This is a genomic window from Bradyrhizobium sp. LeoA1Lang, assembly GCF_055413685.1.
The window spans coordinates 1-9,022 of sequence record NZ_JBVAPG010000240.1 but is presented as its reverse complement, the minus strand read 5'-3'; the positions used below and the strand labels follow the sequence as shown (position 1 = coordinate 9,022).

The window sequence follows — 9,022 nt, the reverse complement described above, 5'->3', positions numbered from 1 at the left end:
ACGGCGGCGAAATAAAACCCGAGCCCGAATCAAATGGATGTTCACAACCGACAAAGCTCGCGCCAAACTCGGCCGCGCCTATCCAGCCACCCCCAAAGAGTCAAAATCACTGTGATAGACCACTAGCTCAATGAGCTTCCTACAGGTGTCCTGTCATTCGGAGGAGATTCAGCGTAAGAGCGACCAAGAAAGAAAGGCGCGTTCACGCGCCTGATTTCCTGACACGCACGCCCGACCGCTATCGCCGGCGAGGAGAAGCCACGCTCGTGAGGTCGTGCACGCCAGGACTCTCCAGCTCAACGAAGGATCGGGCCAGGCTCGATCCGTATGGTTTTTGAATGGCCGCCTGATCTCTCCTCCATGAGCGAGCGCGGATCCTCCCGGGCTTGGCACCGGCGTAGTATTCCCGTCAGCTTTATCAACCCAACCGGGGAAAAGCGCTTAGTCGCTCCCGCAGCGCCCGCCGATCGGCGACGACGTTGTCGAGGTGCAGCACCTCTGGCCGCTGTCCTTCCGCCAACCGTTCAACCAGTGTCCGGGTGGCACCGAGCACGAAGACGCCGCAATCATAGCCGTTCTGCTGCTGGGCCATGGCAGCTCTCCAGATGCGAGCGCCCAGCTGTGCTCCAAGCTCTTCGGCGACGGACCGGTTCCTGTCCCCGCCGGAGTCGTAGTGATAGGCGTGTATCCGGCCGGGCACGCGGCGATCGACGAGCAGCAGCGACCAATGGGTGCCTCCCCCGCCAGCTCCACCATTGTTCACAGGCAGCAACAAAAAGTTCGCTTCGTTCCCATTCTGGTCCCGGACGATCCCCCTGAGCGTTTCTTCTACGTCGTTCCTGGTCCTGGCCAAGCGCAACAGTTGAACTGGCGCGGGCGGTACGAGCCGGATCTGCGCTGCCAGAACCGGGTTCTCCCTCTGCAATTCCTGCTCCAGCAACGCATAATCCGCCGTTATATGCTCGTCGCCCAGCCATTCCTCGGCGCCGAGCACGAGCCTGCGTCCCTGGAGCGAGGCCGTGGAATCCAAGGCTTGCCTGCGAGCATCCGGAGCTTTGGTCGAGGGCGGCCGTAAAGCCTCATCATGCAGCGCGTGCGATGTGGACGGCAAATCAACCGGAGCCTCAGGGCTGCCGTGGATGCCTGACGATTGAACCCTCGCTGATGATGAGGCGGCGGCCCGCATCTGCTCCACGATCATACCCGAAGCTCCCGCATTTTGAGAGCCTGGCGGAACAGGAAGCTCCTGGAACAAGCCGGCCTGCCGAGTCCCCTGCCCTGCGTCGCAGAGATAGGCGTGCAGCGCCGTCATGCAAGCATCCGCGCTCTTGAGATCCCGCCGGTGCTGCGGGGCGATCGTGAGATTGGCAAGCCGATAGACAGAATTGCGCACCTGCATCAGGTCCGAAATGGTCTGGTCTTGATCGGCGGTCCGCACCTTGGGACGCTTGGTGTTATGCTTCAGGTTCTGCCTGATCACGTCCTGGTTAGTATTGAGCCAGATCGAAACCGCTTTCCGGCCGATATGATGCCGGACGTCCTCGATCATGAATGCTCCACCACCGGTCGCAAGCACGGCGGGCCCTTGCTCGAGCGCGTGCTTGATCTCATTCGCCTCAAGAGTCCTGAAATGCGCCTCGCCGTCCTCAGCGAAGATTCGGGTTATGGACTTGCCGGTCTTTGTCTCGATCTCCTTATCGGAATCGATAAATCTCAACTCCAGTCGCCTGGCGAGCGCACGGCCGAGACTGGATTTCCCTGCTCCCATCATGCCGACGAGCACGATCGGCCGATTGCCGAGAGCCGCCACAATCTCTCCAATCTCACGCCTTCCTGGCTCGTCAGCTCGCGCCGTAGAGGCTGTACTGGCCTGCCTTCTACGAACCGGTTTTGCTGCCCAGTGGGGGATGTTCCTGGCGCCGTCGGGGATAGCCACGTTCTTGCAGACCTCTCGCGCACGGCGCGCCAGTTCTTCGGCGTTATACTGGTTCAGGCCATGTCCGCTGGCTTGCTGCTGAAGCTTCCCCAGCTCCTTGTAGGTATCGTGATTGGCGATCTTGGCCTTGTAACTGTCTGGCGTGTGGAACTCGGCCTCGAAGCGGTAACCTCGGGGAGTGGCGAGCACGGTTTTGATACCGACAAAGGTCGGATTGCGCATTCTGAACCAATTGGTTGTGCTGATCTCGGCATAGTCCCGGTCACCGAAGCCCAGCATGGCTTTCTTGAAGGCGCTTGCAAAATCGCTATCAGGGACTTCGAAGAGGTATCGAACAGCATTGCTGATCAACTGAGCCTTGTCGTCAGACGTGACGCTCATCCCGGTGAGCTGGGCGATCATGGAGGCGTTGGTTCTCAAGCGGCGATTGAGATCGGGCATCTTCACTTTGATGCCCGCCTGCGCAAGTGTCTCGGCAACCTGGACTGCTGCGGCAGTGATCTCTGGCTCTTCGACTTTCGCGCGGGCAGCCTCAATTCGGGCGCGCACCGATGCCTCGCTGCCGGTCAGCGTGACCGCCATGGCACAATCCTCAGCCGTAGACTGTCGGCCAGAGGGTTCGGGCAGGATATGCTTCTCCGCAGCAACCCTGATTGAGACCTCCATGATTGATGCGGCCAGCGTGGGATTCCCCTTCAGATCCTCCAAGGTCGCATCGGCATTGAACCTGCCCTGGCTAAGGGTCGCCGCCATGCTCTTGCTGAATGGCACGGAAGTCAGGCCTGGCGTCCGGTGCAGGAGCCGGTCGAGCGTATGGCTCTTCTTCAGAAAGAGACGGGCACCGGTGTCGGATTTGTAAGCGTCGGTTCCGACCTTGACGCCGAGGCTCAGGAAGTTGTTTACGCTTTGGACGAGGTCGCCCGGAATGTAGCCGTCCGGTGGGGGGTCGATGCGTGCAGGATAGTGGTCGAGCAAGGCCTCGATGCGGTCGCGGGGCTGAGGAGCGACCGAATACGCCTCTGCCAGCTCGTCGAAGAGCTCGACGAACGCTGGGCTCACCGTCGGCTTTGCCTCGCTCACGCGTTCGAAGGTTTCAGGCGGAATCCGCTCATCGGTGGTCTCTGCCCATGCCTTAAGGTCGGCAACGAGCAGCTCGGCGACCTCGCGGGCAAGTGGATGGTCCGCAGTTTCGATGTCAGCGCGCGCCCTCTCGAGAGTGCGTTGAATATCCTGGCCGCTCACCTGCTCCTGCTTCAACAGGTCACGGATATCTTGCCTGAGCTCGTGGTGAACGCCCTCATAGATGCCAAAGATGGCCCGCTCGGCAAACCAACGCCGCGCCTGATCGGATTGAGCCAGAAAGCCTCGCTGCAGGGTACTATAAGTTCCCAAGACACCGAGAGTGGCCGCGAGGATCTGCCGGGCACGACTGAATTGGTAGCTATCCTGCTCGATCGCCGGGGTATGTGACTTGGGCGGCTTGAGCGAGTGAAGTCCGCGAGCTTGCTCCTTTTGATCGAACTCGCGCACGTGCTCATAAAGCTGCGGCCGGTCACCGACGATAACGACGGTATCTCCATCGAAATCGCCGTCGAGCTTTTTCTGTTCGCTGGGTGGGACCGCAACTAGCGACCCCGGAGCGAACACCTCGGTGGCCTGTAGGATGCCCACGCAGTCTATGGAAGTGTCTGTCTTTGCGCGGTCCTTGCACTCAACCCAGCTCGAATGGCACTTGACGTCCTCGGCTGACAGGACCAGCCCGCGGTCGGCGTAGTTGGCCGGCCACAATTCGTCAGGCACGACGATCAGAATGCCTTTGGCGAAGAAGCTCTGGTCGTCGGCCGCCAGTGTCTCGCCTGACTTTTGTGCGACGCTAAAGCTGTATTGGATGGCGACGCAGCTATCAAGAAACACAGCCGTTGGGTCGCCATCACGCGCTGACTTGACTTGCTCAGCGGCAAACGGGCGCAGGTTCGGCTTGTCATAGGGGGCTCGCCCGATGAGCACGCCACCTGACAACGTCTCGCTCTTGAGTGTGGGCACATGGAGGTAGCTATCACCGGACGGGACGGCGACGGCGCCGGGACCGTCGATGTGTCCGGCCGTCACGGTGCGAAACAGCTCTTCCGACGTTAGCTTTTGCTGCTGCCTGCTCTCAAGCCATGTCCTGGCCATCTCTCGTGCCTCATCCCCCACCTGCTCGCTGCGCGGATAATGTTGCAACGCCGAGGCCGGCACGGACGTTCTCCTACCCTCAGCAAAGGCAGGCATCCGATCGGGCCCCTCCCGGCGGCCGACCCTGCAAACAGCCGGCATCTGCCCAGCCAGCGAGGCCTTGATGAAGCCGCAGCCGTCATGCGGCCGCAAGGCGAGCGGGCCTTTCGGTCCCATCAGTCTGAAAGGATGCTCCATGTTGCCAGCGCGGTCCGGCGCCAGCAACAGCCTGAAGGCGCCCTCCAGCGCGTAGTCGTGAGGACCGAGACGTTTCATCCCCGGGGGCCCGGCAAAGCCCCTGCGCTGCGTGTACCAATAGGCTTCCTTGAACGGCGCCCAGTGGCGCGATAGCCGCTCGAACGCTGTGCCCGGTGCGGTGTCGGCATAAGGAATGGCCAACAGCTTGCCGCCGGACATGGTTGGCTCCTCGCCGGGAGCGCGGGCGGCGATCTCCGTCACGGTTGGCCTTTGCCCCTTTAACTTGCTGCCGCCGAACAGGTCCATGCGGTATGGCACACCATCGACATTGATCGTACGCGCCAGCATGAACGCGCTCGGTTTTCCCGGTAGTTGCACCGCGACTACTGGCACAGCCCCCGAGGTCATTCGATGAAAAATCGAATAGCGTGTCTCGGGCTCTGTTGTTACTCGTCGCCCCTGCAGATCCACTACCTGAAGCTGCATCAGTCCCGCCTCACCCCGTGGCGGTCTGGGCTCATGGTCCATCGCCCGCAACACCTCATGCATGTCGAAGACGGATGCCCTATGTTGCGCCTGAATTTTAGCGGCATCCTGCGCCATGAACGCGTCCAGCGCATCGACCGGATTGTCCGACTCGATCTGCGCGATCAGGTTCCAGCTCATAGTGGAAAGGTCGCGTTCGATGAGCTCGCGCGTGCTGGCCAGGATCTTCTTGGTCCCGCGCTGCAGCTCTTGCCGCCGCACCAGCAAATCGGGCTTGCTGCCCTCGACATACGGCCGCTGGAACATTTTCTCCAGGACCGCACGAGCTTTCAGCACTTGATACACTGACAACGCCGGGCAGCGGCTCGCGAATGGCCCACGGATCCGCTCCGGGTCGCTTGCGTTGAGATGCGCCTCGATCTTGTCCTCCACGACGGCCTGGATATCGTACAGCAGGTTCAGAGCCTGCCTGCGGTGCCAGCGCAGGTGCGGACTGCGCGCCAGCGGCACCAGAGCGGCGCAAAGACTGCCCATGGCTTCGAGGCTGTTCTCGATGGCAAAACCAGCACGATTGCGTAATTCCGTGAGCCGATTTAACCCGATCGGCGCGAGCAAACTGAGGTCGTCGAATAGCTGGACCTTCGACAGTGCCTTGAAAATATTAGCAATGCTTTGAAGGCTGGCCTGCTGCAGCCGATCATCGGCATAGTGCAGGTAATGAGCCATCTGATGCAGCCTATCCTTCAGCAGAGCGGTCTCTGCAATGTCTCCACTATCCTGCCCCTTATTGAAACTGCGTCCCAGAACATTGGCGATCATGCTGAGACCAAGTGTTGTGAAGGCCCCGAAGCGATGGCTTGCCGTGCCGAGTGCGGCCACCATGTCCATTATCGCTTGATGGCATGCCACCTCGTCGGGCCAGCAGTCGAAACCGTTCACCAGGTTCGCCAGCTGCTGCGGCTTAAAAGCGGAGAGCAGGGACGGCACCTCACCGGCGATTGCGACCGCGGCCTCGCGACAGCCCGCCGCCTCCGGCCACTTGCTGAAACCGTTCACCAAGGTCGCCAACGCCTGTGGATCAAAATCGGAGAGCTGGGAAAGCACCTCGTGGCCGATTGCGACGCTGGCCTTGCAACAGCCCGCCTCCTCCGGCCATTTGCTGAAACCGTTCACCAGATTCGCCAGCTCCTGCGGCTTAAAAGCGGAGAGCTGGGACCGCACCTCACCGGCGATTGCGACCGCGGCCTCGCGACAGCCCGCCGCCTCCGGCCACTTGCTGAAACCGTTCACCAGGTTCGCCAGCTGCTGCGGCTTAAAAGCGGAGAGCAGGGACGGAACCTCACCGGCGATTGCGACCGCGGCCTCGCGACAGCCCGCCGCGTCCGGCCACTTGCTGAAACCGTTCACCAGGTTCGCCAGCCCCTGCGGCTTAAAAGCGGAGAGCTGGGACGGAACCTCATCGGCGATTGCGACCGCGGCCTCGCGACAGCCCGCCGCGTCCGGCCACTTGCTGAAACCGTTCACCAGGTTCGCCAGCTGCTGCGGCTTAAAAGCGGAGAGCTGGGACGGAACCTCATCGGCGATTGCGACCGCGGCCTCGCGACAGCCCGCCGCGTCCGGCCACTTGCTGAAACCGTTCACCAGGCTCGCCAGCTCCTGCGGCTTAAAAGCGGAGAGCCGGGCAGCGCGAGCGGCACGGCGCCTGACCTCACCGGCGATTGCGACGCTGGCCTTGCGACAGCCCGCCTCCTTCGGCCACTTGCTGAAGCCGTTCACCAGGTTCGCCAGCTCCTGCGGCTTAAAAGCGGAGAGCCGGGCAGCGCGAGCGGCACGGCGCCTGACCTCACCGGCGATCGCGAGCGTAGCATCAAGATTGGCCGCCTGTTTCGGCCACTTGCTAAAGCCATTCACCAGGCTCGCTAGCTCCTGCGGCTTAAAGTCGGAGAGCCGGGCAGCGCGAGCGGCACGGCGCCTGACCTCACCGGCGATCGCGAGCGTAGCATCAAGATTGGCCGCCTGTTTCGGCCACTTGCTAAAGCCATTCACCAGGTTCGCCAGCTCCTGCGGCTTAAAAGCGGAGAGCCGGGCAGCGCGAGCGGCACGGCGCCTGACCTCACCGGCGATCGCGAGCGTAGCATCAAGATTGGCCGCCCGTTTCGGCCACTTGCTAAAGCCATTCACCAGGTTCGCCAGGTTCTGCGGAATACCAGCCAGCCTGCCGGGCCAGCGAGCAACCTCACCGGCGATCGCGAGCGTAGCATCAAGATTGGCCGCCTGTTTCGGCCACTTGCTAAAGCCATTCACCAGTAACGATAGGCCTTGATTGTTCTGCTCCGAAAGTACGCGGCTTGCAGTACAATAAAATTCCGCGATTCTGCTCGTCCCCCTGCGGCATTCCGCCGCCCGCGAGTGCCGACCGAATGATACGACGAAGAGCGGAAAGGCTCGGACGTCAACTTTGTTCATAAGCCCGTCGTCGAGCCCCGACACTCGAGCTGCCAAGGCCTTGCAAGCTTCCATACCGTCCCAACCGCCGGCCTCCGCGCTCACCGCGTTGCATATCCTGGCGTAGCTCCAGGATTCTCCCGAGCGAATGTTCTCCTCCAAGCGAGCGACAAATCTGCTTCGAAAATCAGCCGCGGCCCTTTGCAGGAACGTTGCCTTGTCCGGCATTCGCAGCTGCGTGGCATACTTCGCCACGAAAACTGAGAATCCATGGACGTCGCGAGCGCGATCAATGCCCCTTAGCGCTGCATTAAGGGCATCCGACGAGCTATAGGGCCGCTCTAAGCTTACACCATGGAAGCGCGGCGTGGCGACATCGTCGAAGCGCCGCTTTCCTGGCCTGACGCTTGGGTCGGGCGCGAAGCGCCTATGCGAGGAGAGCGAGTCTGGCCGTGACCTTCTGAAGGCTTGATCGCCGCGCCAGGATTGGTCATGAGAAAACGACGAGCTTTCCGCCCGACTTGGCTCGCGACGATAAAATCTATATGGGATCTCGAAGCTCCCACCGTGACCGCGCTGCCCGGCCCTATCGTCGATCGGGACGCGAGTCTCTGGGTCTCGGCGCTCAAACCCCATCCGCGCAAAGACAGAATTGTTCGTTTGGCCGCGCTCATCAGAAACGGGAGCCGCGCAAGACCTCGGCGCGGCGACGTCGTCGGCGCGCCGCTTTCCTGGCCGGACTCTCAGGTCGGGCGCGAGACGCCTATGCGAGGAGAGTGAGTCTGGCTGTGAACTTCTGGGATCGTCGCGCCAGGATTCGTCATGAGAAAACGACGAGCTTTCTGCCCGGCCTGATCGACGATATCTATACGGGATCTCGAAGTACCCACCATGACCGCTTTGCCCGCCCCTGTCGTCGATCGAGGCGCGTGTCTCCATATCTCCAGGCTCGGAGCCCATCCGCGCAAGGTCAGAATTGTTCGTTTGGCCGAGTTCGCCAGAAGCGGCGTTGGACAGGGCCGCACCATCAGTGCTGTCATCTGCATATTGCCAAATGGGGCCCCCAAGTCCGTTGATACCGGTCATAACGCACCTCCAATGCAAGCGCGAATGCACTGGTTACGATCGTATGATGCACTGATGGCCTCGAGCGCAGCACTGCATCCCGGCAATTTCGCCACATCCTGAGCACAACGACAGCAAATGCTTTTACAAAACGTCCCAATGCTCGAAGAGCGATCGGCGATCCATTGCATTCGAATCTCCTATGCTCCTCTCCTGCCCCCAGTACAAATAGGTGTTCATTATGGAGCGATATCCAGGGCCTATTCGCCTGAGCCCCTCGTTTCATCCAGGAGCCGACGATAGCCCGATATATCCGCCGCCGATGACGAGGACATCACGGTCAATGGTGGCCAGGGGTGGCTGGAACGAATATCAAAAATGGCGGATCCGGAACTCCGTGCCCTCCTCGTAACTTAATCGACCTGAGGGGAAGAAGGTGCGTCTCAGAGGTTCGAGATTCTGGCAACAACGCTTGCTCTGCAGATCTCCCGGCCAGGGTCGGACTGATCCCTTATTTACTCATAGGTCAGAAATATAGGCGACATTGTTGAGCGTTGGTGTATGCTATCGGCATGAAACGCGACGGCCGACAACTTGACCATCGAACCCTGGAAGAAATCCGCATGATGGCGTTGGAGCGAGTGCGCGAAGGTGAAAAGCCGAGCGCCGTCGTCGAGA

At 61.1% G+C, this 9,022-nt stretch carries 1 protein-coding gene; it reads right to left on the bottom strand.

Annotated elements, in window-relative coordinates; genetic code table 11:
* Window positions 1-418: 418 nt before the first annotated feature.
* Window positions 419-7,507, bottom strand: coding sequence for a shikimate kinase (locus tag ACZYOF_RS40150; protein ID WP_463719203.1), 7,089 nt, complete (start codon window positions 7,505-7,507; stop codon window positions 419-421).
* Window positions 7,508-9,022 lie beyond the last annotated feature (1,515 nt).